This window comes from Micromonospora sp. NPDC005806, assembly GCF_042871425.1.
Classification (GTDB): domain Bacteria; phylum Actinomycetota; class Actinomycetes; order Mycobacteriales; family Micromonosporaceae; genus Micromonospora.
This window is the reverse complement of the sequence record NZ_JBIAIL010000007.1, coordinates 214,730-237,364: the sequence shown is the minus strand read 5'-3', so window position 1 is coordinate 237,364 and position 22,635 is coordinate 214,730. Positions and strand designations below refer to the sequence as shown.

Annotated in this window: 26 protein-coding genes; 12 read left to right on the top strand and 14 right to left on the bottom strand. The window is 71.0% G+C overall.

Annotation, left to right across the window (positions count from 1 at the left end; all coding sequences use genetic code 11):
* Positions 1 to 258: hypothetical protein (locus ACFYOS_RS11240; protein WP_387138561.1), on the bottom strand; the 258-nt coding region annotated here is incomplete at its 3' end.
* 407 nt (positions 259 to 665) lie between these two features.
* Here ACFYOS_RS11240 and ACFYOS_RS11235 point away from each other — a divergent pair.
* The 3 genes from ACFYOS_RS11235 (at position 666) to ACFYOS_RS11225 (ending at position 2,685) form a co-directional block, all read left to right on the top strand.
* The gene (locus ACFYOS_RS11235; protein ID WP_387138559.1) at positions 666 to 1,352 is read left to right on the top strand and encodes a TMEM175 family protein; all 687 of its coding nucleotides are present in this window, start codon (positions 666 to 668) and stop codon (positions 1,350 to 1,352) included.
* A gap of 179 nt (positions 1,353 to 1,531) precedes the next feature.
* The gene (locus ACFYOS_RS11230; RefSeq protein ID WP_387138556.1) at positions 1,532 to 1,765 is read left to right on the top strand and encodes a hypothetical protein; all 234 of its coding nucleotides are present in this window, start codon (positions 1,532 to 1,534) and stop codon (positions 1,763 to 1,765) included.
* Positions 1,766 to 2,130: 365 nt separating this feature from the next.
* On the top strand, positions 2,131 to 2,685 hold the full coding sequence (locus ACFYOS_RS11225; RefSeq protein WP_387138553.1) for a hypothetical protein: 555 nt from the start codon (positions 2,131 to 2,133) through the stop codon (positions 2,683 to 2,685).
* Positions 2,686 to 3,015: 330 nt separating this feature from the next.
* Here the strand turns inward: ACFYOS_RS11225 and ACFYOS_RS11220 are convergent, their stop codons facing one another.
* The gene (locus tag ACFYOS_RS11220) at positions 3,016 to 3,426 is read right to left on the bottom strand and encodes an NUDIX domain-containing protein (RefSeq protein WP_387138550.1); all 411 of its coding nucleotides are present in this window, start codon (positions 3,424 to 3,426) and stop codon (positions 3,016 to 3,018) included.
* A 221-nt stretch (positions 3,427 to 3,647) separates the two neighbouring features.
* On the opposite strand from ACFYOS_RS11220, the gene ACFYOS_RS11215 reads away from it, so the two are divergent.
* Both ACFYOS_RS11215 and ACFYOS_RS11210 read left to right on the top strand, forming a co-directional pair.
* Positions 3,648 to 4,283: a methyltransferase domain-containing protein gene (locus tag ACFYOS_RS11215; protein WP_387138547.1), complete on the top strand. Its 636-nt coding sequence runs from the start codon at positions 3,648 to 3,650 to the stop codon at positions 4,281 to 4,283.
* A 16-nt stretch (positions 4,284 to 4,299) separates the two neighbouring features.
* A complete protein-coding gene (locus tag ACFYOS_RS11210; protein WP_387138581.1) occupies positions 4,300 to 4,422 on the top strand; it encodes a hypothetical protein in 123 nt (40 codons plus the stop codon).
* Between the two features lie 21 nt (positions 4,423 to 4,443).
* On the opposite strand, the gene ACFYOS_RS11205 is transcribed toward ACFYOS_RS11210, so the two are convergent.
* Together ACFYOS_RS11205 and ACFYOS_RS11200 are read right to left on the bottom strand one after the other, a co-directional pair.
* Entirely contained in the window at positions 4,444 to 4,713 is a 270-nt protein-coding gene (locus tag ACFYOS_RS11205; RefSeq protein ID WP_387138544.1) for a DUF6959 family protein, read from the bottom strand.
* Between the two features lie 118 nt (positions 4,714 to 4,831).
* On the bottom strand, positions 4,832 to 5,227 hold the full coding sequence (locus ACFYOS_RS11200) for a hypothetical protein (protein ID WP_387138542.1): 396 nt from the start codon (positions 5,225 to 5,227) through the stop codon (positions 4,832 to 4,834).
* 157 nt (positions 5,228 to 5,384) lie between these two features.
* Between ACFYOS_RS11200 and ACFYOS_RS11195 the strand changes: the two genes are divergently transcribed.
* Together ACFYOS_RS11195 and ACFYOS_RS11190 are read left to right on the top strand one after the other, a co-directional pair.
* A complete protein-coding gene (locus ACFYOS_RS11195; protein WP_387138540.1) occupies positions 5,385 to 5,609 on the top strand; it encodes a hypothetical protein in 225 nt (74 codons plus the stop codon).
* A 400-nt stretch (positions 5,610 to 6,009) separates the two neighbouring features.
* On the top strand, positions 6,010 to 6,189 hold the full coding sequence (locus ACFYOS_RS11190) for a hypothetical protein (RefSeq protein WP_387138537.1): 180 nt from the start codon (positions 6,010 to 6,012) through the stop codon (positions 6,187 to 6,189).
* 109 nt (positions 6,190 to 6,298) lie between these two features.
* Here the strand turns inward: ACFYOS_RS11190 and ACFYOS_RS11185 are convergent, their stop codons facing one another.
* The 3 genes from ACFYOS_RS11185 to ACFYOS_RS11175 all read right to left on the bottom strand — a co-directional run bounded on the left by ACFYOS_RS11185 (position 6,299) and on the right by ACFYOS_RS11175 (position 8,842).
* Positions 6,299 to 7,531, bottom strand: coding sequence for an RNA polymerase sigma factor (locus tag ACFYOS_RS11185; protein WP_387138534.1), 1,233 nt, complete (start codon positions 7,529 to 7,531; stop codon positions 6,299 to 6,301).
* A gap of 4 nt (positions 7,532 to 7,535) precedes the next feature.
* On the bottom strand, positions 7,536 to 7,937 hold the full coding sequence (locus ACFYOS_RS11180; protein WP_387138531.1) for a YciI family protein: 402 nt from the start codon (positions 7,935 to 7,937) through the stop codon (positions 7,536 to 7,538).
* Positions 7,938 to 8,026: 89 nt separating this feature from the next.
* Positions 8,027 to 8,842, bottom strand: a complete 816-nt coding sequence (locus tag ACFYOS_RS11175; RefSeq protein ID WP_387138527.1) for a class I SAM-dependent methyltransferase — start codon at positions 8,840 to 8,842, stop codon at positions 8,027 to 8,029.
* A 53-nt stretch (positions 8,843 to 8,895) separates the two neighbouring features.
* Here ACFYOS_RS11175 and ACFYOS_RS11170 point away from each other — a divergent pair, with 53 nt between their 5' ends.
* The 3 genes from ACFYOS_RS11170 to ACFYOS_RS11160 all read left to right on the top strand — a co-directional run bounded on the left by ACFYOS_RS11170 (position 8,896) and on the right by ACFYOS_RS11160 (position 10,718).
* On the top strand, positions 8,896 to 9,105 hold the full coding sequence (locus ACFYOS_RS11170; RefSeq protein ID WP_387138524.1) for a hypothetical protein: 210 nt from the start codon (positions 8,896 to 8,898) through the stop codon (positions 9,103 to 9,105).
* A gap of 102 nt (positions 9,106 to 9,207) precedes the next feature.
* Positions 9,208 to 9,957 (top strand): neutral zinc metallopeptidase, encoded by a 750-nt coding sequence (locus ACFYOS_RS11165; RefSeq protein ID WP_387138521.1) that lies wholly within the window; start codon positions 9,208 to 9,210, stop codon positions 9,955 to 9,957.
* A 113-nt stretch (positions 9,958 to 10,070) separates the two neighbouring features.
* Positions 10,071 to 10,718 (top strand): HAD family hydrolase, encoded by a 648-nt coding sequence (locus ACFYOS_RS11160; protein WP_387138519.1) that lies wholly within the window; start codon positions 10,071 to 10,073, stop codon positions 10,716 to 10,718.
* Positions 10,719 to 10,767: 49 nt separating this feature from the next.
* Here ACFYOS_RS11160 and ACFYOS_RS11155 read toward each other — a convergent pair whose 3' ends face one another.
* From ACFYOS_RS11155 to ACFYOS_RS11140, 4 genes are all read right to left on the bottom strand, one after another.
* A complete protein-coding gene (locus tag ACFYOS_RS11155; RefSeq protein WP_387138516.1) occupies positions 10,768 to 13,317 on the bottom strand; it encodes an ABC transporter permease in 2,550 nt (849 codons plus the stop codon).
* Positions 13,317 to 14,084: an ABC transporter ATP-binding protein gene (locus tag ACFYOS_RS11150; RefSeq protein WP_387138513.1), complete on the bottom strand. Its 768-nt coding sequence runs from the start codon at positions 14,082 to 14,084 to the stop codon at positions 13,317 to 13,319. Before ACFYOS_RS11150 ends, ACFYOS_RS11155 begins: the two co-directional genes overlap by 1 nt.
* A 468-nt stretch (positions 14,085 to 14,552) precedes the next feature.
* Positions 14,553 to 16,592, bottom strand: coding sequence for a glycogen debranching N-terminal domain-containing protein (locus ACFYOS_RS11145; protein WP_387138510.1), 2,040 nt, complete (start codon positions 16,590 to 16,592; stop codon positions 14,553 to 14,555).
* Positions 16,589 to 17,020 (bottom strand): SCP2 sterol-binding domain-containing protein, encoded by a 432-nt coding sequence (locus ACFYOS_RS11140; protein WP_387138507.1) that lies wholly within the window; start codon positions 17,018 to 17,020, stop codon positions 16,589 to 16,591. The genes ACFYOS_RS11145 and ACFYOS_RS11140 overlap by 4 nt, the downstream gene beginning before the upstream one ends.
* A 158-nt stretch (positions 17,021 to 17,178) precedes the next feature.
* On the opposite strand from ACFYOS_RS11140, the gene ACFYOS_RS11135 reads away from it, so the two are divergent.
* Positions 17,179 to 17,556: an SCP2 sterol-binding domain-containing protein gene (locus ACFYOS_RS11135; RefSeq protein ID WP_387138504.1), complete on the top strand. Its 378-nt coding sequence runs from the start codon at positions 17,179 to 17,181 to the stop codon at positions 17,554 to 17,556.
* Entirely contained in the window at positions 17,553 to 19,640 is a 2,088-nt protein-coding gene (locus ACFYOS_RS11130; protein ID WP_387138501.1) for a glycogen debranching N-terminal domain-containing protein, read from the top strand. The genes ACFYOS_RS11135 and ACFYOS_RS11130 overlap by 4 nt, the downstream gene beginning before the upstream one ends.
* 18 nt (positions 19,641 to 19,658) lie before the next feature.
* On the opposite strand, the gene ACFYOS_RS11125 is transcribed toward ACFYOS_RS11130, so the two are convergent.
* The 3 genes from ACFYOS_RS11125 to ACFYOS_RS11115 form a co-directional block, all read right to left on the bottom strand.
* On the bottom strand, positions 19,659 to 20,345 hold the full coding sequence (locus ACFYOS_RS11125; RefSeq protein WP_387138498.1) for a response regulator: 687 nt from the start codon (positions 20,343 to 20,345) through the stop codon (positions 19,659 to 19,661).
* Positions 20,346 to 20,365: 20 nt separating this feature from the next.
* Complete coding sequence (locus ACFYOS_RS11120) at positions 20,366 to 21,559, bottom strand: sensor histidine kinase (protein ID WP_387138495.1); 1,194 nt, start codon at positions 21,557 to 21,559, stop codon at positions 20,366 to 20,368.
* A 76-nt stretch (positions 21,560 to 21,635) separates the two neighbouring features.
* Positions 21,636 to 22,550 carry a RecB family exonuclease gene (locus tag ACFYOS_RS11115; protein ID WP_387138492.1) on the bottom strand — a complete coding sequence of 305 codons (915 nt, stop codon included), beginning with the start codon at positions 22,548 to 22,550 and terminating at the stop codon, positions 21,636 to 21,638.
* Positions 22,551 to 22,635 lie beyond the last annotated feature (85 nt).

The window sequence follows — 22,635 nt, the reverse complement described above, 5'->3', positions numbered from 1 at the left end:
TGAGACCCTCAGCAAGTCCCATCCTTCCAGCCCAGAGGGCACTTTCACGTTCTCGACCCGCCACCACAACGAGCCTTCATGAAGGCGCGAGGCTAGATGGCGAACAAGGATGGTGGTGCGCATGTGGACCCGCAGATGCCGGACCACGATCGGGCTTTGGTGGAGCACTATGGGGTCGTCGGATTGGTGGTAATTGGGCAGCAGGCGTCGATTCCTCGGCGGGCGTTCGTGACTGCGTGGATGCGCCAGATCGCTCACGAGGTTCAACGCACCTTCGAGCGTGACTTCCGTGCGTGGGCCATTTTGGAGGGCCGCCCCAGCGGACTGGCGCCGGAAGGTCCCGGACTAACTGAGTGACGATCGAGGAGCACAGGGCCGGACGTCGGTGGACGGTGGCGGACGTAGGAGCCAGCGCAGCGGGTAGCTGACGGAGGCCGCGGGGGCACTTATCGTTGTCTGGGTGTCAAGGGGGCGTTGGGGTTGAAGCAGGATCCTCACTGGTGATTTGCCAGGGCACTCGGCTTCCTGCCGTTGCCTGCTTCGGTGGTCGGGGTTGGGCCGTCATGCGGAGCGGAGGCGACCAGCCCGGCTAGTTGGAGCCGTAGGACGGGGACGTTTCCGGTGATCGATCCCGCTCAGGGTCCCCTCACTGTTAGCGTACGGCAGTGTCCGCAGGTCCCGAGGAGGTTCAGCCGAGAGGCCCCGCTCGCCTGGCCGAAATCGGTCGGCTGGCGGCGTTTAGCGACGGTGTCTTCGCCATCGTCATCACCCTGCTCGTGTTGGACTTGCGGGTGCCTGAATACCACCAGGGCGAGCTACTCACGTCGCTCGTCAGGGAGGCCCCATCCTACCTGGCGTTCGTGGTGTCGTTCATCTACATCGGCGTCCTCTGGCTCAACCATCACGCACTGCTACGGCTGGTCCGCGGCACCACCCTCGCGCTCAGTTGGATCAATATCTGCATCCTCTTCGGCGTGGTGATCATCCCGTTTCCGACCGCGGTTCTGGCGTCGGCGCCCGTCGATGGTGACACCGACGACCTGCGAGTGGCTGTCGTCATGTACGCGCTCGCGGCGGCGCTGATGTCGGCGCCCTGGTTGGTGTTCTTCGCCTACCTACGCCGCCATCCGACGCTGCGCGCGGGCCAAATCGACCAAGGCCACGTTCACGCGCAGGAGGCTCGCCCAATCACTGGCCTCGTTCTCTACGGATTGGCCGGGCTGCTCGGCTGGATCGTAAACCCGCTACTTGGACTACTCGGCATCATTGTGATGATCATTTATCACGGTGTCACCAGCGAAGGTCTCCGCACCGGACCGCTCCAGTGGGTTCGGACCGGCCGCCGAGGCTGATGGGTCGCCGGCCATCCATGGCACGACCCGCTCGTCCGCAGCGCCGGCGCTTGATGTCGACTATGCGGCATCGCCGCTCGGGCAAACCATGTCACTTCGGATGCTCGCGGCAGGACAGGGCCGAGTGAGTCCGCCGGCGGTTGGACTCCTGCCGGATCGCCTCGATGAGATCCCGCCAAGTGTCGGCCGAGGTCTTCATCATTCGGTCGACCATCACCGGCGACCCCAAGGTGGAAATCCGGGAGCGGTTCGAGGTCGAGTTGGACTTCTATCCCGCGCCTCGCCGGCCGGGGCCGGCAATCATCGAGCACCGCCCCTCAGTCACGATCGATCTCGGCCGCTCTTCGACAGCTCCGCCTCGACGTTCGCGGCCGGCCGAGCGGCGGTTAACGCCGTCGCCCTACTGGCCATGACGCAAGCCTTCCCCGTCTCTGAGCGGCTTATCGTGCTGGGCTGGCACCATCCCGACTGCTGGTTCTGACCGCACCGGTAGGCCAGGGGCGACGATCAGGTTTGGCCGGTGCGGCAGGTGTGGCCTGTCGGCGTGTTCCCGATGGCGACTTTTACGCCTTTCTCACCGAGGACATGACCGAAGGCACCTGGCAACTCCTGGGAACAGGCCCCCTGCATCGTCGGCCCCCGTCTGATGCCAGCTGGAACCTCTGCTCACGAGCTGGTTGCCGGTCAAGCGTTCACGGAATTGATCGCGTACTCCGTTGATCCACAAGCGATGAGCCCGTGGATGGTGGTTGGGGCCGAGACTCGTACCCTCATGACCATGAAGACGCGCAGTCCGCTGCTGGTGGGTGTATTCGGCGCGGCTGCGGCGATGCTGTTGGCGGTCGTCGGGTGCGTCGCGGCCGGATTCCTGCTCATCGGCGACGATCCCGCGGAGACGCGCGAGTGCCAGGAGTCCGTGCAAATCGCCGAGGCAAAGGTCCACACCGACTATTGGGATCCTCCGGAGGACTTGCCGGGCCTCGGCGATTACCCAGAAATCCACTGGCAGCTGCGCGCCTCGGGCAACCCGTGTTCCAGGATGCCAGGCCCTACCGACTGGGCGTACCAGGGCGTGGTCAAGCTACGACCGGAGGACGCGTGGACGTTGGCGAAGCGATACGACTTCGTACCATGGGCATCTGTCAACCCGGATGAATTGCCCCATGACAGTAGCCCCGCGGACGTTTGGCCTGCCCTGGGGCCGTTCCTGCCGAGCGAGTCGCGATGGCTGCACAGCAGGTCGTACAACGAAGCAGCGCCCTCGCCACGGTGGCGGGTCGCGTTCCTCGATGTCGAGCACCAGACGCTCTTGTTCATGCTCAACGACCACTAGCTGGCGCCACCCGGTTCCCGTTGGTCAGCTTGCCGCGGCGTGGAGGGCCCACCTCGGTGACCGGTTTCGATGGCTAGCGGCGGCGGCTCGTCGTGGCGGTCGTCCTGGGCAGTCTCCTGTCGGTGGTGGACTCTTGCTCTCGGCCCGGCTCGATTCGGCGATCGGCGAGAGGGTCCGCCTCGGCGTCGAGACGACCGGCCGCGTCGTCCACGTGGAGCGATACCAGATCGGGCGCTCGACCGTGGTGACGAGGTTGACCGTGGACTACGCCCTCAACGGTGCGCGGCACCGGGAGCTGCTCTCCAGCGAACTCGATGAGGTGCGGTATCGCTACGGAGACGTGGTGGGGCTGCACGCCGACCGAACGAATGCGACGAAGCCAGTCTCCTCCCACAGCTCCCGGACGGCCGCCCCTTCGAGGGGCTCCCCGGGCTCGACAAACCCGGCAACGAGGTCCCATTCGTGCTGGTGTGTCCCGTACGTTTGACGCACCAGCAGGAGCCGGTCCTCGTGCTCGACCGCGATGACCACAGCGGGCGACATGGCGTTGGGCACGTGCCGACGGGTCGAGCACTCTGGACAGCGCCGCGCAGTGAAGCCCGGACGGTCCTGTAGCTCGCCGCCGCATTCGCCGCAGTGGCGATTCGTGTGGCGCCAGCGCACCTGGTAGTGGCCGCGCGCGACGACCGCGGCGACCGGCGCCGGCAGCTCGGCCGTCAGCGCCAGCCACGAGCGCAGCACCTTGCCTCTGGGTACTGCTGTCAGCTCACCCACCAGACTGGACGGCCGTACAGCGCACCAATCCGGGGTACCCCCAGATCCGGCAGCGTGGCGACGGTCGGGAGGGTGCCGTCGGGCAAGACCACGACTGGCGTGTTTAATAGGACTTGTCGAGGCGAGCTCTGTGAAAGACGCGCCGGGGCGATCGCCGCGGGACATGTGACCGCTCCAGCCCGTTGATAATGATCGACATGACCGTGCGATACGACGAGGTGCTCGGCCCGCTGCGTGAGGCGTACGACGCGGAGGCGGCCTTGCGTGACGGGTTCATCAAGGAGCCGTGGAAGCTGGCGGAGCGGCAGGCGTTCCGTTACCGGCTGGCGCCGGGCGCGCGGCTGCTGGAGATCGGCGCTGGCACCGGGCAGGACAGCGCCTACTTCCAGCAGGACGGGTTCGCCGTCGTCGCGGCTGACCTGTCGCCGGTGATGGTCGAGCACTGCCGGGCCAAGGGCATCGAGGCCCACGTCGCGGACTTCCTGCAACTGAACTTCCCGGCCAGCGCGTTCGACGCGGTGTTCGCGATGAACTGCCTGCTGCACGTGCCCAACCACGACCTGCCCGCGGTCCTGGCGGCGATCCGGGCGGTCCTGCGCCCCGGCGGGCTCTTCTTCGTCGGCGTCTACGGCGGTAACGAGAGCGCCGAAGGCCCCATCGACGACGACGAGCACGTGCCGCCGCGCTTCTTCTCGTGGCGCACCGACGAGCAGCTACTGGGCTTCGCCACCGCATGGTTCGACGTCGTGGACTTCCACCCCGTCGACACCGGCCGCGGCCACCGGTTCCAGTCGCTGACGCTGCGCCGCCCGGACCCCGAATAGCGGCGGACGACCCGGACTGCCGCTCCTGCTGTTCCTGACGTTGATTGCCGTCGCCGGGGTTGGGCTCCTGATGGTGGTGATGCGTGCACTGCTGCGGCAGGCCACGACTCTGCGGGCCGGCGAGCTCGCCGGGCTGTAATTTCGTCGACTGGCCGTTCCATCAGTACGGCCGCTGGATACCCCGCTCCGAGAGCGTCGCTTCGTAGAAACCGAGGAAGCCCCCTGCCTCGCCGATGGCGTAGTCCAGATCGTCGAGAGCCTCGCCGTTGCCGGGGTCCTCGCGAAGGCTGCGCGCCGCATCGGCCAGTTGCATCCACAGCGCAGCGAACGTGTCGCCCTGCAGGTGGATGCCGGGAAATGCCCGGCCCGCCAGCTGCACGACCGCACAGTTGCCACCGCGGGAGAGCACCTGCGCCTGCTCCTGGCTCATCTGGGCATGATTCCAGCACCAGTTGAGGATCGTCCAGCCGGACGTGTCGTGCAGGTCCTGAGCCCTGACAGCCGGCTGGCGGCGACGTGGACGCTCCCATTTCGTCGATGCTGTTGGACTACCGCGTTGGCATGCCACCCTGCGGGCTGTTGACGATCAAGCTGGCTGACCCTGGCGCCAGGTATGCGTGATCTGGAAAGTAGTCGACGTGCAGATGGCCGCCATGCTGGTCATCTGCCATGGCTTCGATGTTCGATGCGAGGACGGCCAGCGGGGTGGGCGAACCGGATATCCGGAGGATGCCGTCCGGGTCCACCGCGATCTGGGCGAGGCTGCCGGCTGTGGTCGAGACCTGGATTTGGGAGAGGGCGGTGCCCCCGAAGGCGTCGGTGACGTTCGGCTCTGCGGCCTGGGCTCCCTGCCCAGCCCGGATCAGGGCGGCCAGGGCCTGGTAGTCGTCGGCGGTTCCAGATAGATCAATTTCCCCGGACACCGGGTAGAAGAGGATCTTCATGTGGACTCTCCGTCGCCTCGGGTCTGTCTCCACGGCTGGGCCCCACGCCGGGGTGCATGCCCATGATCCCGAACTGGCTCATCCGTCGCTAGTAATTGCGTCGCCGTTGGCCGCAACATGGACGGGTGCAGACGACACGCCTGGCCGGCTGCTCGGCTTGGCCGCACCCCTCGCCGTGGGGTTCTGGTACGCCGCAAGCGGCCTGGTCGCGCCGGCCGATGCGGTCGTCGGACTCCTGCCGGTCTGGCTGGGGCTCCTGGCGGTGGCGGTCCGGCTGATGCACCGGCGGCCGGCGCTCGTGTCGCTGGTGCCGTTGTCGGCGGCCCTGATCTGGCTGGCGGTCGTCTCGGCCGGTGGCCGCTGGCTCGGCTGGACCGCGTGACGGGCGGCGTGATCAGGCGGCGCCACCCCAAGGGCGGCTCCGCCCGGCGGAGAGGCCCAGCTCGCGGCCGCCAGCCGCCCGACGCCGTCCGCCCGGTCGGGTGTGGACGTTCAGTGACGGACGTCGGGGCGCGGCAGGTCGTTCTCGCGCCGCGGTGCTCCGTAGGGCAAGGTGGAGGGCCCAGGCGAGCAACCATGCCGGCAGGGATCCGAGCGGGGAGCTGTTGCCGTACCTTCGCCGCCGCGTACCCGCCGCGTACCCGCCGCGTACCCGCCGCGTACCCGCCGCGTACCCGCCGCGTCCACCGCGGCTTTGACCGTTCCTGGGCGGATCGGCGCAGACTGGAGGATGCTGACCTCAGGGCATCAGGCCGAGCACAAGGTACGAGGGGAGGTGCGGGATGGCCGACGACACCGCTTCGCAGGTTCCACCGGAGCCGGCCATGGCCGTACGCGAGCCGGCCGTCACGCGTCCCGTCGGACCGCCGAGCAGTCTGGAGCTGTGGGCCCGGGCCCAGGTGCTGCACCGCTGCTTCGGCGACGACGACGGCGAGCCACACATCCTGCGCGGCCTCGACTGAGTCGGGCCGTGATCCGCTGACCGGTCAGCCGCTGGGCGGCGGCGGGGCGACCCGCCACGGGGTGCGCCCTCCGGCGCAGCCCGCCATCGGCCCAGGGGCCGGCGGAAGGTCAACTCAGCCGGGCCGCACGGGCATGCAGGTAGCGCTGCTGCGGCAGGTTCATCGACCGGTGGGCCGCCGCCAGGTACGCCTCCCGCGCCGCGTCCCGTTCCCCGGCCAGCTCCAGCAGGTGCGCCCGGGCCGCGTACCGGCGGGGGTCCTCGGCGACGCGGCGGTCGGCTCCGAGCGCGTCGAGCAGCGTCAGTCCGGCCCGCGGCCCCTGGGCCATGGCCACCGCCACGGCGTGGTTGAGGCGCACCACCGGGTTGTCGGCGAGGGTGAGCAGCATGTCGTACAGGGCGACGATCTGTGCCCAGTCGGTGGCCTCGAGGCTGCGCGCCTCGTCGTGCAGGGCGGCGATGGCCGCCTGGAGCTGGTACGGCCCGACCCGGCCCCGGGGCAGCGCCGTGTCGACCAGGCGGGTGCCCTCGGCGATCTGTTCGCTCCGCCAGCGGCGGCGGTCCTGCTCGGCCATCGGCACCAGCGCCCCGTCCGGGCCGGTCCGTGCCGGGGTACGTGCGTCGGTGAGCAGCATCAACGCCAGCAGCCCGGCCACCTCGGGGTGGTCGGTGAGCCGGTGCAGCAGCCGGGCCAGCCGGATCGCCTCGGCGCACAGGTCCGCCCGGTGCAGGTGCTCGCCGGCGGTGCTCGCGTACCCCTCGTTGAAGATCAGGTAGAGCACGTGCAGCACGGCGTCGAGCCGGGCGGCCCGCTCCGGCCCGGCCGGCAGGGCGAACGGCAGGCCGCTGTCCCGGATGCGCTGCTTGGCGCGGGTGATCCGGCGGGTCATGGTGGCCTCCGGCACCAGGAACGCCCGGGCCACCTCGGCGGTGTTCAACCCGCCGACCGCGCGCAGGGTCAGCGCGATCTGCCCGGCCGGGGGCAGCGACGGGTGGCAGCAGAGGAAGAGCAGGATCAGCGTGTCGTCGGCGTCGTCCGGCGGCCGGTCGGCTGGCGGGGCCAGCCACCGGTCCGGCGGCAGGTGACGGGCGACGGTGTCCTCGCGGCGACGGCGGGCCTGTTCGGCGCGGAGCAGGTCGGTCAGCCGGCGGGACGCCACGGTGATCAGCCAGGCCTTCGGATCCTCGGGCAGGCCGGCGTCGGGCCAGCGGGTGGCCGCCGCCAGCAGCGCCTCCTGGGTGGCGTCCTCGGCGGTGTCGAAGTGCCCGTACCGGCGGACGAGCGCGCCGAGGACCTGCGGCGCCAGGCTACGCAGCCGGTCCTCGAGCGCGCCGTCGGTCACGCGCTCAACCTTCGAGATCCTCGATGCCGTCAAGGATCGGGCGGACGTCGACGTACGCGCCGTCGGCCTCCGGGTTGACGAACCGGGCGGCGATCTCGGTGGCCCGGTCGAAGCTGGCGCACTCGACCAGGGTGTAGCCGGCCAGCACCTCCTGGGTCTCGGCGTACGGGCCGTCGGTGACCACGGGCGCGCCGCCGCGCAGCCGGACCCGGCGGGCGTGCACCGGGGCGGTGAGGCCCTGGGCGTCGATCAGCTCCCCGGACTCGGCCAGCTCCTTGTGGACCGCCTCCATGTGGGCGTGCATCGCGGCGATCTGCTCGGGGCTCATCGGCGGTTGGTCGCCCGGCCGCCCGGACAGCATGTCGTAGTCCTGCTGGGTGCCGTAGAGCATGATCAGGTACTTCACGGTCTCTCCTCTCGGCCGGCGCCCCACGGCGCCGTACACGGGAGACGTCGGAGCCGGGGAGCCGTCCCGGACACCAGCCTAGGGGCGGGTCAGTCCACCCGGGCGGAGGCGAGCAGCGCGGCGGTGGGGAGGGCCAGGCTGCCGTCGCGGTCCCGGTAGGGGGCGCTGAGCCGGTCGTACTCCTGCCGGATGCGTTCTCGCGCGGCGGCAGGCTGGCGCTGCACCACCAGGCCGATGCTGCCGATGCCGGCCGCCGGTCCGGCCCACCAGTCCGCCGGAGCGGCGCGGTGCTCCCAGCTCAGGGTCAGGCACCGGACGTCGGCCAGCCCGGCGGCGGTCAGCAGCCCGGTCAGGCCCGCCTCGGTGCGCGGGAAGTCCCGTTCGGGCGCCAGCCGGGGCAGGTCGGCCTGCGCGACGACGCCGGCGGCGGCGACGGCCTCGCCCCAGAGTCGTTGCAACGGCGGTTGGGGGAACGGCCAGACGGTGACCGCCACCCGCCCGCCGGGGTGGACCACGCGGCGCAGCTCGGCGACCCCGGCGGCCGGGTCGCCGACGTGGTTGAGCACGAAGTTCGCCACCGCCGCGTCGAAGCCGCCGGCCGGGAACGGCAGGCGCGGCAGGACCGCCTCCCGGACGTCGGCGCCCGGGACGTTGCGCCAGGCCGCGTCGAGCATGCTCGCCTCGGCGTCGACCGCCACCACCGCGGCGCCGCGGGCGAGGGCCGCCGCCGCGACGGTGCCGGGCCCGGTGCCGACGTCGATCACCCGCCGTCCGGCCCGCACCTCCGCCGCGTCCAGCAATGCCTCCGCCGGGTACGCGCAGAGCCGGCCGAAGCTGCGCTCGTACGCCTCGGCCCGCCCCGCCCACGCGGACCGTTCGTGCGCGTCGAAGTCCGTGTCGATCATGGCGAGCAGCGTAGCCGCGTCCGGTGTGGCGCAATGGCCCTACCGTGGCCGGCATGACGACGATTCTGGTGGTAGTGGCGGCGGTGGCCCTGCTCGTCACGGCGGTCGTCGGGTACGTCTCCTGGCGGGACCGGCAGCGGTCCATTCCGGACGAGGATGGAACGGCCGCCCGCGACGCCGAGTCCCGGCGGCACCGCTACGAGACGCAGCGGCACGCCTCACAGCACCACACGCTGCGCCGCGATGAGCCCAACAGCATGTGACTGCTGAACGATCGCGGGCCGGCGTCCGTGCAGTCCGGTGGGCATCAACGGTGCACGGTCGGGGTACTGCGCAGCACACAGCGACTCAGCCGGGGGGCGACCGTGGGGGAGAAGGCGGGACGTCGGCGACCGGGGTCGCTCGCCGGGCTTCTGGTGGCCGTGGTGGTGGCGGCCGGGTGCATGGGCGGCGGGCTGGACCAGGGCGAGCCGCAGCAGCCCCGCCCGCAGCAGAGCGGCCGGCCGGCCTCCCCCGGCGCGCAGACCACCCGGGCGGACGGGACCACCAGCGTCGCCGAGTTCAAGCAGGACTTCAACGACGCCGTCGGCATCGCCGAGCGCTACTGGACCGACCAGTTCCGGGCCTCCGGCGAGCGGTTCGACCCGATCCGGCGGGTGGTGCCGTACACCCGGTCGGGGGAGGTGTCCTGCGGCGGGGAGGAGCTGCCCCGCAACAACGCCGTCTACTGCTCCGCCGGGGACTTCATCGCCTACGACGTGAACTGGTCGGTGGCGGCGTTCCGGCAGGTCGGCGACGCGTTCCTGTTCTACCTGCTCGGCCACGAGTACGCCCACGGCGTGCAGGTCCGCCTCGGCATCCGCTACAACTTCACCATCCAGCAGGAGTTGCAGGCCGACTGCATGGCCGGGGCGTACATCGGGGACAACGTCCGGTCCGCGGTGCTGACCCTCGACGAGGGCGACCTGGACGAGTTCCGGGAGGGGCTGCTCGCGGTCGGTGACGACCCGAACCAGCCGTGGTTCGCCGAGGGCTCGCACGGCACCGCCGAGCAGCGCACCGACTCGTTCTTCCGCGGCTACGAGAGGTCGCTGGCCGCCTGCGGCCTCGGATGATGCCGCAGGTCACCCTCGTTCGGGACGGCCGGCCCCGCCGCGGGGGCGGCTGAGAGGATCGGCGGGTACGCCCACCCGAGGAGGCCCCGCTGAGCAGCAGACACCCCGCCGCCGTGCTCTTCGACATGGACGGCACCCTGGTCGACAGTGAGAAGCTGTGGGACGTCGCGTTGCAGGAGCTCGCGGCGGTGTACGGCGGCACCCTCTCCGACACCGCCCGCCGGGCGATGATCGGCACCAGCATGGCCGCGTCGATGCGGATCCTGCACGACGACCTGGGCCAGCCGGAGCGGGACCCGCAGGCCAGCGCCGACTGGATCAACACGCGGATCCTGGAGCTGTTCCGTAGCGGGCTGCGCTGGCGGCCGGGCGCGCTGGCGTTGCTGCGGGCGGTCCGCGCGGCCGGCATCCCGACCGCCCTGGTCACCTCCAGCGGCCGGCCGCTGGTCGAGGTCGCCCTGGGCACCCTGGGCCGGGACAGCTTCGACGCGGTGGTGTGCGGCGACGAGGTGGACGCGGCGAAGCCGCACCCGGAGCCGTACCTGACCGCCGCCCGGCTGCTCGGCGTGCCGATCGCGCGCTGCGTGGCGATCGAGGATTCGCCGACCGGGGTGGCCAGTGCCCTGGCCGCCGGGGCCGCCGTGCTGGCCGTGCCGGCCGAGGTGCCGCTGCCGCCGACGGAGGGCGTACACCAGTTGGAGAGCCTGACCGGGGCGGACCTGGAGTTGCTCGCGGCGCTGCTCGGCGAACCGTCGGGCTGAGACGGCACGAGGGCCCCGCCGACACGGCGGGGCCCTCGTGACCGGTGGATCAGTCGTGCGCGATGGCGCCCAGCACGTTGATCCGCGCGGCGCGGATCGCCGGCAGCACCGCGGCGACGACGCCGACGATCGCGGCCAGGATGAGGAAGGTACCCATCTGACCCCAGGGCAGGACCAGGTCGGTGATGCCCTCGTCCTTGAGGGCCCGGACCACGGCGGCCCCGAGCCCGCTGCCGACGGCGACCCCGAGCAGCGCCCCGAAGATCGAGATCACCACCGCCTCCACGGTGATCATGCGCATGGTCTGCCCGCGGCGCAGGCCGATGGCCCGCAGCAGACCCAGCTCACGGGTCCGCTCCAGCACCGACAGGGCCAGGGTGTTGATGATCCCCAGCACCGCGATCACGATGGCCAGCGCCAGCAGGATCTGGATCATGGTGAGCAGCCCGTCGAGCTGGCTGGCCTGCTGCTTGATGAACGCGTCCCGGTCCGCCACCGACACCTCGGGGCTGTCCGCGAGCAGCCGTTCGACCTGGGGCTGCACGTCGGCGACCCGGGTGCCCGGGGCGAGCTGCACGAAGCCCTGGATCGGCTGCGGGATGGCGAAGTTGCTCGCCGCCTGCGCCGGCAGCACCATCGGGTTGGTGAACTGGGAACTCTCGTAAACGCCGCGGACCGTGTAGGTGCGGGCTTCCCCGCGGGACAGCTGCACGGTCACCGTCGAACCGACCGACAGGTTGCGGGACTTCGCGGTGTCCGAGCTGACCAGCATCTGGTCCGGGCCCAGCCGGCTGATGTCGCCGGCGTTCGCCTTCGCCCCGAAGATCCGCTCCAGCGCGGCGACGTTGCTGGACGCGGCCACCCAGGTCCGCTCGCCGTCTACCACCGCCATGTCGCCGTACTCGCCGTCGACCAGCTGTACGCCGGGCAGCGCGGCGGTCTGGTCCAGCACCGCCGGGTCGAAGCTCGGCGGCCGGGGGCCGCTCTGGGCGCCGGAAATCACCAGTTCAGCCTTGATGGTGTCCCGCGCCAGGGCGCTGATGCTTCCCTTGGCCGAGTCGAGGATCACCGTCACCCCGGTGACCAGGGCGATGCCGACCATCAGGGCGGCGGCGGTGATCGCCGTGCGGCGGGGGTTGCGTCCGGAGTTGAGCCGGCCCAGCTTGCCCGGCACCGACCAGGCGAAGATCGTCCCGAGCAGGGAGACCACCGGCCGGCTGATCAACGGGGTCAGCAGCGCCACGCCGATGAACGCGAAGAGCACGCCGCCGAGGATGGTGGCCAGGGTCTGGTCACCGGCGTGGCCGTCGAGCCCGAGGAAGAGCAGGACCGCCCCGATCGCCGTGACCACGGCGCCGCCGACGGTCACCTTGGTCAGCGGCCGGTCCGGCGTGGCGACGTCCTGCATCGCGGCGATCGGCGGGATCCGCGAGGCCCGCAGCGCCGGCAGCAGCGCCGCCGCCACCGTGATCAGCAGACCCACCGCGAAGGCGCCGATGATCGCCGCGGGTGGCACGCCGAGCCCGGCCAGGGTCAGCCCGCCGGCCAGCTTCCCGAACAGGTACGCCAGCAGCGCGCCCACGCCGATGCCGGCGGCGAGGCCCAACACCGAGGCGATCAGGCCGACCGCGACGGCCTCCAGCACCACCGAGCCGATGACCTGCCGACCGCTGGCCCCGATCGCCCGCATCAGGGCGAGTTCGCGGGTCCGCTGGGCGACGATGATCGAGAAGGTGTTCAGGATCAGGAAGGTGCCGACCAGCAGCGCCACCGCGGCGAAGCCGAGCAGGATCTTGTTGAAGAAGGCCAGGCCCTCCTTCAGGCTGGCCGATGCGTCGGCGGCGACCTGCTTGCCGGTCTTGACCTCGTACTGCCCGCCGACGGCCCGGGCCACCGTGTCGCGCAGCGCCTCCGGGGTGGTCCCGTCGGCGGCCCGGAGGGTGACGTTGGTGAAGACATCCGGCTTGCCGAGCATCAGCTGCTGGGCGACCGGGGTGGTGAAGGCGACCTCGTTGACGCCGCCGATCGAGTCGCGGCCCCCGCTGTAGCCGAAGACGCCGACCAGCGTGAACTCCTTCTTCGGCGCCAGGGTCAGCACCCCCACCCGGTCACCGACCTTGACCTTCGCCGCGTCGGCGAGGGCGACGTTCACCACGATCTCGTCGTCGGCCTGCGGCGCGCGCCCCTCGCGCAGCTTCACCAGGTCGCTCTCGCCGAGCCAGTTCTCGCCCAGCTGCGGCGGGCCGAAGGAGGTCACCACCTTGCCGTTGCTGCCGATCAGCCGGGCCCCGTCGGCGTTGACCACGCCCTTGGCCTCGGCGACGCCGGGCACCGCCTTCACCTGGTCGACGACCGAGGCGGGCACCGGGGCGGCGACCTGCTCGCCCTCGGCCTCGCCGAGCGCGACCTTCGGCTTCGCCGCGACGTTGACGTCGACGTCGGAGAGCCCGTCGGCGAAGACGGCGTCGAAGGAGCGGCCGAGAGTGTCGGTGAGCACGAACGCGCCGGAGACGAACATGACGCCCAGCACCACCGCCAGACCGGACAGCACGAGGCGTACCTTCCGGGCCAGCAGGCTCTTCAGAGTGGCCCGGAACATCAGTTCGCCACCTCGGTCGGAGTGTCCAGCTTCTTCATGGTGTCCAGCACCGTGTCGGCCGTCGGCTCGATCAGCTCGGAGACGATCTGCCCGTCGGCGAGGAAGACCACCCGGTCGGCGTAGGCGGCGGCGGTCGGGTCGTGGGTGACCATCACGATGGTCTGGCCGTGCTCGCGGACCGAGTTGCGCAGGAAGTTGAGCACCTCGGCGCCGGAGCGGGAGTCCAGGTTGCCGGTCGGCTCGTCCGCGAAGATCACCTCGGGGCGAGCGACCAGGGCTCGGGCGCAGGCGACCCGCTGCTGCTGGCCGCCGGACAGCTGCGCGGGTCGGTGCCCCAGCCGGTCCCGCAGGCCGACGGTGTCGATGACCGTGTCGTACCAAGCCGGGTCGGGCTTGCGGCCGGCGATCGACATCGGCAGCAGGATGTTCTCCTGGGCGGTGAGCGTGGGCAGCAGGTTGAACTGCTGGAAGATGAAGCCCACCTTGTCCCGGCGCAGCTTCGTCAGCCCGGAGTCGCCGAGCCCGGTCACCGTGGTGTCGCCGATCATGACGGTGCCCCGGGTGACCGAGTCCAGGCCGGCCAGGCAGTGCATCAGCGTCGACTTGCCCGAGCCGGACGGGCCCATGATCGCGGTGAACCGGCCCCGTTCGAACTCGGCGCTCACCCCCCGCAGCGCGATGACCTGCGCCTCGCCACTGCCGTACACCTTCCACACGTCGCTGGCCCGGGCCGCGGCCTGCGCCTGCCGGCCTACCGTCGCGGTCACGTCATCTACCTCTTCCGTTGCCTGTCGATCCGCACCGCCCCCGCTGGCCGATGCGGCAGTTTCCATCCTCGGTGCCGCGCGCTCCGCTTCCGTCCGCCTCCTGGCGGAGCCGATGCGGATTTCGCACTGCGGGTCGGCCCCGACCCCGGCTCAGGGTTGACCCTGAGCCGGGCACCGGTCGAGCTGATTCCGACCGCTGGGGCGTCGCCGCGGCCGACGCTAGGACCTGACGCCACGTCATGGTCAACTGTGCCGCGCCGTCTCCGGTCACGGTAGGTGACGACGGCAACAGCGCCGTCACCGCGGCGGCGACTTCCGGGGTACGCGGGGCGCGGTAGCCGTGCCGGCGCCGGCTACGCGCCGAGGCGTAGGCCGGGGTGCGGTCGGATGACGCCTTCCCGGTCGCGGTGCCACCGCCGGCGAGGGTCGGAAACCGAGCCGGGGCGGTTCGGCAGGTACCCGGCGTGGTCAGTGGCGTTCCGGATGGGCGCGTCCGAGGGCGCCGGCCCGGCCCCACCGTCCGGGGATGTGGAGCAGTTCGATCCGGCCCATGCCCGGGGGCACGGCCGGTCTGGTCACCAGGTGATCGCCGTGTGGCTCCATGCCGAGCATGGTCCGCAGCAACAGCAGGGGAGTGCCGGTGGACCAGGCCTGCGGGCTGCACGCCGTGGGGTACAGCACGGGATACCGGGTCAACGTCCGGTCGTATCCGCCGAAGGCTTCCGGCAGTCTGCCCTCGAAGGATTCGGCAGCGTCGATGATTCCCTCGGCGATGCGCCCCGCCTCCTGGGCGAAGCCGTAGCGGCGCAGCCCCCAGGCGATGAAGGCGTTGTCGAAGGGCCAGACGGTGCCGACGTGGTAGCCGATCGGGTTGTACCTTCCCTCGCCGGTGGCGAGGGTCCGCACGCCCCAGCCGGAGAAGAGGCGGGGGCCGAGCAGGTGTTCGGCGATCTTCGCGGCGCGGGATTCCTCGACGATGCCGCTCCACAGCAGGTGGCCGATGTTGGAGGAGAGCGCGTCGACCTGGCGGCCGTCGCCGTCGAGGGCGAGGGCGTAGTACTCGCCGTCGGCGATCCAGAAGTCGCGGTTGAAGCGTTCTTTCAGGTCTGCCGCTTCGCGCTCGAGGCGGTCGGCGTATTCCGGGTCGTTCCAGAATTCGCGGGCCAGCCGGGCGCCTCGGATCTTGGCGTCGTAGGCGTAGCCCTGCAGCTCGCAGGTTGCTCGGGGCAGGCTCGGCAGACTGCCGTCCCGGAACGAGAGCGAATCCCAGGAATCCTTCCAGCACTGGTTCTCCAGGCCGGTGCGCTCGTTGCGGCGCTGGTACCAGACGTAGCCGTCGCCCATGATGTCGCCGTACTCGTCGATCCAGTGCAGGGCGGCCCGCGCGGAATGCTCGAGCAGGTGAACCGTGGCGACGTCTCCGGTCCACCGCTCGTACTCGTCGAGCAGGATGACATAGAGGGCTGTCGAGTCGGCGCTGCCGTAGTACGCCGAATGCGGCTGCTCCTCGAAGCCGGTCGTCTCCCCGTACCGCAGTTCGTGGAGGATCTTCCCCGGCTCTTCCTCGCGGAAGTCGTCGAGGACGACCCCCTGCGTCACGGCCAGCAGGCGGAGCGTCGTGGCGGCGAGGCCGGGCGCGAACGGCAGCGCCTGAATGCTCGTGAGGATGCTGTCCCGCCCGAAGATCGCCATGAACCACGGCAGGCCCGCGGCGGGGATGGCACGACCGCCGCCGGTCAACGGCATGAAACGCAGCGCGGCGAGGTCAGCCAGGCCGCGCCGGTAGGTCATCGCCAACGTGGGGGAGTCGCAGGTCAGGCGGGGTGCCTCGGCGAGCCAGTCGGCCAGGTCCTGCCGCATCTGCTTTCTGGCCCGACCGGGTCTGCCCAGCAGGCTCTCCCGAATCTCGCGCCCGCCCACGCCCAGCGCCCGCACCTGCAGGTCGGTGACCCATTGGCCGTGTGGTCCGAGCCGAATGTCGTACGTCAGTCCCTGCTCGTCGACCTGGGCCGGCGCCGTGGACGAGACCAGGGTCTCCCGGCGGAACGTCTCCCGTTGGTAGCCGAGCCGCAGGCACCCGTCCTCGATCCGGGTGTAGTACTTACCCTTCTTGTTCCGCACGTCCTTGATTTCGAAAAGGTCGGCGAAGTCGCTCGCGACGTCGAGCCGGATCCGCAGGTCAACGGGCTCGGGCTCGTGGTTGATGACGGTCAGGCGCTCGGTGAAGCTTCCGCCGATGGAGCGGTCGCGAATGGCTGAGACGCTGACGTCGACGAGCGGAGTCGGGACGGTCGGGACGACGACGAAGCGGCTCTCGAAGTATTCGACCTCCTCCACGGTGAGCCCGTTGACCCGTTCGCCGTTGATGGACAGGATCCACTTCGACAGGAATCGGGTGTCGAACGAAAAGAGACCGGTCGGGATGGTGGGCGACGCGTCGATGTCGCCGGTCTCCTCGCTGACCACGAACGTGTTGCCGTCCAGCAGTCGGACGAGGCCGTCACTCATGCCGGGCGTTTCCTCTCGAGGGCGAACTGCCGAGGGTGACGGGCACCGGGCGGCCCGGGCATGAGCCGCTGGATGATACGGGCGAGCCGGATGTCGCCCTCCACCCCGAGCTCGTTACGCACCCACGCCGTGTAGATGTGCGCCCGGCCACTGACGACCCGGTCGAAGAGTTCCCTGCTGCCGTGGACGACGCAGTCGGCCTCGCCCTTCTCATCCCGCGAGACGCGGACATCACCATCCTTGATCACCATGAACCACCGGTCGACCTCGTGGTCGTGTTCGAGGTCGAACCGGATGGTGCCGCTGGCCTCCTCGAGAAGGCGTTCATGGCCGCGGTGGCCGATGTCCTCGAAGAAGTTCGCGGTGGGATTCGACATGAGCCCTCCCTCCGGTGGTCCCGAGCCCCGGGTGAGCCGCCACCTCACCATGACCGGGGCCGGGAGGCTGTCGCATCACCCGTATCGGGTGGAACCTCGGCGCTACCCGCGGCTGCCCACCGAATCTCATCCGCTTCGGGTGAGGTAACGGCACCGGGCTCTGGGCAATGCTGCTACCTGATCGGCAGATCTCTGCGGGGGGTGGCGTGATGTCGGAGATGACCAGGGAGTTCTTTGCCGCGCTCGAACGCCACGGTCACGAACGCGTGCTGAAGAAGACCAGCGGCACCATCCGGTTCGACCTCGAACACGACCACGAGGTCGACCACTGGTTCGTGGAAATCCGCAGCGGTGCCATCCGGGTGTCGCACGAGAACAGCGACGCCGACACCGTCATCCGCGCCGACAACGCCTTCTTCGACCAGATGATTCGAGGCGAGGCCAAACCACTCCCGGCGTGGCTGAGGAACGACATCACGACCGAAGGAAAGTTTCGGTTCATCGTCCTGCTGGAGCGGCTCTTCGCACCTCCGCCCGGCGCGCGACATCCGCGGGTCCTGGCCCGCGATCGTGGGGGTCGGACATGAAGACGGACCTCGTCAGGATTCTCGACGGCAACATCTTCGTGTTGAGCGACGGCAGCGGCGACATCGAGGCCAAGCCCAGCGTTCCGTGCGGGTTCTTCTCGTTCGACACCCGATACCTGTCGCTCTGGCGGCTGACCATCAACGGGGAACGGGTGAGCGCGCTGGCCATGGACGACCCGTCGTACTTCGAGGTGCGGTTCTTCCTGGTGCCGGGGGCTCCGACGCACTACGTCGACGCCAAGGTCTCGGTCATCCGTGAACGGTCGGTGGCGGGCAGCTTCGAGGAGCAGTTGACGGTGCTCAACCACGCCGGGGAGCCAGCCGAGTTCACGGTCCGGATCGACGCGGACTGTGACTTCTTCCCGCTGATCGCGGTCGGACAGGAACGGACGCCACTCGGCCGGGTCTACCAGCGCGTCGAAGACGGGCGCCTGCATCTCGGCTATGAGCGGGAGAAGTTCTGGCGGGAGACCGTGATCTCCACGAGCGAGCCGGCGCAGGTCGACGAGAACGGGCTGACGTACCACATCCGGATCGGCCCGCACGGGCACTGGACCACGACGCTGCACGTCCAGGGCATGGTGCGGCGTCCGGACGGTCAGGATGTTCGAGAACATCTCTATCCCGGCCGTCACCGGCGCGACAGGCCACGGCTCCACCGCGACCTGCGGCAGTGGCTCGGCAAGGCCCCGCAACTGACGTGCGACTGGGACGCGCTGCAGCGGTCGTATCAGCGAAGCCTGGTCGATCTCGCGGCCCTGCGGTACTCGCCGCTCACGCTACCGGCCGAGACGATGCCCGCCGCGGGTCTGCCCTGGGCCGCCACCATCACCGGCCGGGACAGCATCCTGACCAGCTTCCAGGCGCTGCCCGTCAACTCGGAGCTGGCCGTGGCCACCCTGCGGATGCTCGGCATCGACCAGGGAGCGGTGCTCGACGACTTCCGGGACGAGGAGCCGGGCAAGATCCTGCGCGAGTTCCGCTACGGCGAGCTGGTGGCCTTCGAGGAGCGGCCCCAGTCGCCGTATTACGGCAGTGCGGACGTCACCCCGCTCTTCGTGGTGCTGCTCGACGAGTACGAGCGGTGGACCGGGGACGTCAGCCTGGTTCGGGAGTTCGAGGACGAGTCGCGGGCGGCGCTGCGCTGGATCGACGAGTACGGCGACATCATGGGTGACGGCTACGTCTGGTACCAGCGCCGCAACGAACGCACCGGCCTGGAGAACCAGTGCTGGAAGGAGGGCTGGAACGCGATCTCCTTCCGGGACGGCAGGCTGCCGAGCCTGCCCCGGGCGACCTGCGAGCTGCAGGGCTACGCCTACGACGCCAAGATCCGAGGCGCCCGGCTGGCCCGCGAATTCTGGAACGACCCGGAATACGCCGACCGCCTCGAGCGCGAAGCGGCAGACCTGAAAGAACGCTTCAACCGCGACTTCTGGATCGCCGACGGCGAGTACTACGCCCTCGCCCTCGACGGCGACGGCCGCCAGGTCGACGCCCTCTCCTCCAACATCGGCCACCTGCTGTGGAGCGGCATCGTCGATGAATCCCGCGCCGCGAAGATCGCCGAACACCTGCTCGGCCCCCGCCTCTTCTCCGGCTGGGGGGTACGCACCCTGGCCAAGGGCCAGGGACAGTACAACCCGCTCGGCTACCACGTCGGCACCGTCTGGCCCTTCGACAACGCCTTCATCGCCTGGGGGCTGCGCCGCTACGGCTTCTATCAGGAGGCGGGGCGCATCGCCGAGGGAATCATCGACGCGTCCCAGCATTTCCAGGGGCGCCTGCCGGAGGCCTTCGGCGGCTACGACCGCGAGCTGACCCGCCACCCCGTCCAGTATCCCGCGGCGAACAGCCCACAGGCCCTGGCCACCGGAGCACCGCTGCTGCTGGTGCGCACGCTGCTCGGCCTTGATCCGTACGGAGAGGATCTGGTGGTCGCGCCAGCGCTGCCCGAACGGTTCGGCCGCATCGAGCTGCTCGACATTCCCGGTCGGTGGGGCCGGGTCGACGCCATCGGGACCATGGCATCCCAGGAGACGGGGGAAAGCCGGCAGGCGGCCGAGTTGGTGTGGTCACGCTGACCACAGGGCGCGGGGCGGTCACCGCTGGGGCCGCACCAGCCCCGTCTCGTACGCCAGCACCACCGCCTGCACCCGGTCCCGCAGCCCCAGCTTGGTCAGCACGTGCCCGACGTGGGTCTTGATGGTGGTCTCGCTGACCGACAGCGCCCGGGCGATCTCCGCGTTGGACAGCCCCCGCGCCACCTGCACGAGGACCTCCCGTTCCCGTTCGGTCAGCGCGTCCAGGGCCTTCGGCGGGGCCGCCGCCGGGTCGGGAAGTGCGTCGGCGAACCGGTCCAGCAGCCGGCGCAGGATCCGCGGGGCCACCACCGCCTCCCCGGCGGCCACCGTGCGGATCGCGGTGACCAGGTCCTCGGCCGGCACGTCCTTGGCCAGGAATCCGCTCGCCCCGGCGCGCAGCGCGCCCACGACGTACTCGTCGAGGTCGAAGGTGGTGAGGATGAGCACCCGCACCGGCAGCCGGGCGTCCACGATCGCCCGGGTCGCGGCCACCCCGTCCATCCGGGGCATCCGGATGTCCATCAGCACCACGTCCGGCAGCAGCCGGCGGGACAACTCCACCGCCTCCAGACCGTCCCCGGCCTCGGCCACGATGTCCAGGTCGTCCTCGGTGCCGAGCACCATCCGGAACCCGGTACGCAGCAGCGGCTGGTCGTCGGCGAGCAGGACCCGTACCGGCCGTGCCGTCGCCGTGCTGTCGGTCATCCCTGTACCCCCGTCGCCGCTCACGCCGGGACCGCCCCGGCGGATTCGAGCGGAATCCGCGCGTAGACCCGGAAGCCGCCACCGGTCCGCGGACCGGTCCGCAGGACCCCACCGTAGAGGGCGACCCGTTCCCGCATGCCGACCAGCCCGTGCCCGATCCGGTCGGCCGCCGGGTCCGGACCACGCCCGGTGTCCGTCACCTCCACCGCGAGGAAACCGTCGGCCCAGGTGAGCCGGACCAGTGCGCTGGCCCGGCCGGCGTGCTTGAGCGCGTTCGTCAGGGCCTCCTGGATGACCCGGTAGACGGCCAGCGCCACGCCCTCCTCCAGCGACGCCGGCGCGCCGTCCACCCGCAGCGTCACCGGCAGCCCGGCCTCCCGGACCTGCTCGACGAGGGTCTCGATCCCGGTCAGCCCCGGCTGCGGGGCCAGTTCAGCGGCCGGCTCGGCGTCGGTGCGCAGCACGTCCAGCAGCCGGCGCAGCTCCCGCAGGGTGGCCCGGCCGGTCTCCTCGATGGTGGCCATCGCCCCGTCGGCGGCGTCCGGGTCCCGGGGCAGCACCCGCCGCGCCCCGGTGGCCAGCACCCCCATCACGCTGACGTGGTGCGCCACCACGTCGTGCAGCTCCCGGGCGATCCGGCGCCGCTCGTCCGCGACGGCCTGCTCGGCCAGGGACCGCTGGGTCGCCTCGGCGATCCGGGCCCGCTCGCGCAGCATCCGCGTCGACTGGCGGCGCGCCTGCACCGCCCGGCCCACCGCGTACGCCACGCACGCGGTGAGCAGGTTGTTGAGCAGCACGTACGCCGGCCCCATGTCGAGCACCCCGTCCACCGGGGTGAACACGTTGGCCAGCACCACCGGCATCCACAGCAGCAGCGCGGCCAGGGCGGCCGGACGCAGCCGCTGGTGCGCCGCCATCGTGTAGGTCAGCACGACGAAGGTCAGCCCCTGGGTGGCCGGCGCGTGCCGGAGCAGCACCGGCACGGCCAGGGTGGCCATCGCCGCCCCCACCGCCGGCCACGGCGCGACCCGGCGCAACGCCACCGGGGCGGCGCCCAGCACGCTCCAGCCCAGCGCCGCCCACAGCTGCACTGGGCGCAGCTCCCGCGGCATGAGCAGCAGGAACGTCGCGGCCAGCGCCACCATGACGACCGCGAAGCACGCGTCGGCGGCCAGCGGTCGACGGCGGGTCCACACCCGCAGCCGGTTGGTCATGCCATGACGCTAACCGCCGCCCGGCGGGCCCCCTCGTCGCCGAAGCCGAACCCGGCCTCCTCCTGGCGGAGGATGATCACTCGTCCGCGCCGGGGGCCACCGGCCGCGACCGAGCGTCGGTCAGTGGGTCACCGGTACCGGCCGCCGGGAACGGCGGCGGCGTGCCGCCGAAGCTCGGGCAGAGCGCCTGGTGGCTGCACCAGTCGCAGAGTCGGCTCGGCCGGGGACGGAAGTCCTGCCGCTCGATGGCCTGCTCGATCGCCTGCCACAGCGCCACCACCGTGCGCTCGAACCGCAGCAGCTCGTCGGCGTCCGGGGTGTAGTCGCACACCTCGGCGTCCTTGAGATAGAGCAGCCGCAGCACCCGTGGCACCACGCCCCGGGTCCGCCACAGCACCAGCGCGTAGAACTTGAGCTGGAACAGCGCCCGCGCCTCGAACGCCTCCCGCGGCGCCCCGCCGGTCTTGTAGTCGACCACCCGCAGCGCGCCGTCCGGAGCCACGTCGAGCCGGTCCAGGTAGCCCCGGATCAGCAGCTCGTCGTCGACCACCGCGGAGATCAACGCCTCCCGCTCGGCCGGCTCCAGCCGGCGCGGGTCCTCCACCGCGAAGTAGCCGTCCAGCAGGTCCGCCGCCGAGCGCAGGAACTCGGCCACCGCCGCGGCGTCACCGGCGCCGAACAGGGTCGCCAGCTCCGGCTGCTCGGTGACCAGCCGGTCCCACTGCGGGGCCACCAGGTCGCCCGCGGACTGCGGGGTGCGCGCCCCCGCCGGCAGGTCGAACAGCCGCTCCAGCACGGCGTGCACCAGGGTGCCCCGGGCCTGCTCGACGGTGGGTCGCTCAGGCAGGCGGTCGATGCTGCGGAACCGGTAGAGCAGCGGGCAGGTCTTGAAGTCCGCCGCCCGTGACGGCGACAGCGACGCCCGCACCGTGGGCGGCACCGCCGCCGCCGTCGGGGTGGGCTGCGCGTCGATCACCGGTTCCGCCGTCATGCCCGGAAGGTTAGGGCACCGGTGTGACAGGGCGGCCGTCGCCGCACCGGGGCATGATCGGCGACGCGTAGCATCGTCCCGGTGG